This window comes from Bariatricus sp. SGI.154 (genome assembly GCF_050313795.1).
GTDB lineage: Bacteria > Bacillota > Clostridia > Lachnospirales > Lachnospiraceae > CAMBRQ01.
Map to the genome: position 1 here is coordinate 1 of NZ_JBNPMC010000073.1, position 2,564 is coordinate 2,564.

General features: G+C 44.4%; 2 protein-coding genes. Both read left to right on the forward strand.

Going from position 1 to position 2,564, the window contains the following annotated elements:
* The first annotated feature begins 151 nt into the window (after positions 1-151).
* Positions 152-1,711, forward strand: a complete 1,560-nt coding sequence (locus ACQRBN_RS17345; RefSeq protein WP_427740347.1) for a Mu transposase domain-containing protein — start codon at positions 152-154, stop codon at positions 1,709-1,711.
* Positions 1,711-2,475 (forward strand): ATP-binding protein, encoded by a 765-nt coding sequence (locus ACQRBN_RS17350; protein ID WP_427740348.1) that lies wholly within the window; start codon positions 1,711-1,713, stop codon positions 2,473-2,475. Before ACQRBN_RS17345 ends, ACQRBN_RS17350 begins: the two co-directional genes overlap by 1 nt.
* Positions 2,476-2,564: the final 89 nt, after the last annotated feature.

The window sequence follows — 2,564 nt, forward strand, 5'->3', positions numbered from 1 at the left end:
TGCAAATTTCGGTTTATCAGTCTGTCGTTTTCGCATGAACCGGTCTGTTAATTTTGGATTACCGGTCTGATCGTCTTGCTTTACCGGTCTGCATATATGTCTATGTTAAAATCTTTCTTGTAGTCAAAATACAAGAAAGGAGTTTTTTATTATGCAAGACTGTACTACAATTCTTGGCATTATCGATATGCGCCAACATGGCATATCGTATAATGACTGCTGTAGCCGATATCATGTAGGTCACAGCACAGTAACACTTATCATGTCCCGTTTTGAGGAAATTGGCAAAGACCTCACTATGTTGCGACAAATGGCACCCACAGAGGTAGAAATGGCCTTCTATCCGCCGGAGAACATACGTAGGAAAGATGAGTCCGTCATGCCTGATTATGCTGCCATCCATGACCGCATTATGAGAGAGGGGAGCAAGGCTAACTTATATTTCATGTGGCTGAAATACAAGCAGGAGCATCCATCCGGTTATCAATTCACGCAGTTCTGCCATTACTACAATGTATATGTGGAAAAGAACTATGGCTCCGATAAACTCCGGATGGCCGTTGAGCGAATCCCAGGCGAAAAAGTCTATATTGACTGGGTTGGTGATCAGCCAGAACTTCTGATTGACAGTGTTACCGGGGAGATCAAAAAAATCCATTTCTTTGTCACGACGGTCGGTGTCAGCAGTTTAATCTATGCAGAGGCTTTTGAAGACGAAAAACTTCCGAACTTTATTTCTGGAACTGTGCATGCGTTGGAATACTATGGTGCTGTCCCGAAATATCTTGTACCAGATAACCTCCGTGCTGCCATTACAAAACATACAAAGGATGAACTAATCCTTAACAGTGCCTATCAGGACTTGGAGAACTTTTATGAGGTGGTCGTACTGCCGCCTCCACCCCGCAAACCGACTGGAAAAGCAACTGTCGAAAAGCATGTCCAGTATCTGGAAACCCATCTGCTGGAAGATTTAAAGGAGAAAACTTATTTCAGCCTTGAAGAGATCAACCGCGACGTAAAAGAAAAAATAGCGGAGATCAACAACAGAAAACTGAAAGCACAGTCCTTTTCCCGACTGGAGGCTTTTCTCCGGTATGATAAGCCACAGATGCGCTCGCTGGCAAACGGTTCCTTTGCACTGTGTGAATATAAGTATTTTGCACGTGTACCGAATAATTATCATCTGTTGTTTGATGACCACTATTATTCCGTATTATACACGTATTACGGACAGCCTGCAATCCTGAAAGCGACTATGGCAGAAATCCACATCTGCGATAGGAACAATAAGCTGATCTGTACCCATCGGAGATCCTACAAGGATTTTCCAAAGTACATCACCAAACCAGAGCATATGAAACCAGAACACCAGTATTATAAAGAGGTAAACTCTAAAGACGGAGCTTATTACAGGCGTTGGGCATCAGGCTATGGCCCATATCTGTCCAGGCTGGTCGATACCGTCCTGCTCACACCAAGGCATGAGGAACAGGCCTATAATAGCTGCAATGGCATTCTCCATATGTGTACCAACAAGCCGAAACTTCTGGTGGAAGAAGCCGCTAAGCTTTGCGTGGAAAGTAACGCCTGCCGGTATTCTTATTTTAAGAAGACGTTGCTCAAACTGACAGACAATCTGCATTCCAGTGATTCAAGGCAGGCTCTTCCAGAACATGAAAATCTCAGGGGAAAGGAGATTTATCAGTAATGAACGATAAGATAACCCTTTCCACAGAAGACTATGAAATCTGCAGCAAGTTAAAAAGCATGCGGTTCTCCGGCATGGCACAAGCACTAGAGGAACTGTTTTCAGATCCCAATGCGGATCTGCTTCCTTTCCGCGAAAAGGTCTGCCGATTGGTGGATGCAGAGTGGGAACTCCGTTATACTAAGAAGCTGAACCGTTTCATCAAGAAGGCTACCTTAAAATACCCTTCTGCCGATCTGGATGACACCATCTATGATCCGGAACGCCAGCTGAATAGCAGGATCATTGAGGAATTGGCAAAATGCGAGTGGATTGACCAGGGCAGAAATCTGATGATTACTGGCCAGACTGGTTCTGGCAAGAGTTATATGGCAAATGCCCTCTGCATCAGCGCTCTTCGTCAGTTCAAGGCAGTCAAATACATACGTGCCAGCCATCTGATTGACGAATTGAACAAGGCGGAAACACTTGGTACCTATCGGGAATATCTTGCACAGCTGGCGGCATATGATCTCCTGGCAATTGATGATTTTGGGCTTATGCAGTTGGATCTGAACAAATGCCGGAACCTGTTTGAGGTTTTTGAAAGTAGGGATCCCCACAAATCCACCATGGTTATTTCACAGTTTCCAGTGAAATCATGGTATGACTTGTTTCAGGAACACACATATGCAGATGCATGTCTTACCCGCCTCCTCAATAACTCTTATCGTCTTGAAATGAACGGTAAGAATATGAGGAACATGAAACCTATAAATCAGTAGCAACTGTGTTGCTATATTCACAGACCGTTCCGACTGAACGCCTTAGACCGCTAAAGCGAAATGGGCGTTCCGTTGGAACGAACTATGCA

Coding starts and splice junctions, on each gene's coding strand:
- ACQRBN_RS17345 (WP_427740347.1), top strand. CDS start 152: ATGCAAGACTGTACTACAATTCTTGGCATTATCGATATGCGCCAACAT.
- ACQRBN_RS17350 (WP_427740348.1), top strand. CDS start 1,711: ATGAACGATAAGATAACCCTTTCCACAGAAGACTATGAAATCTGCAGC.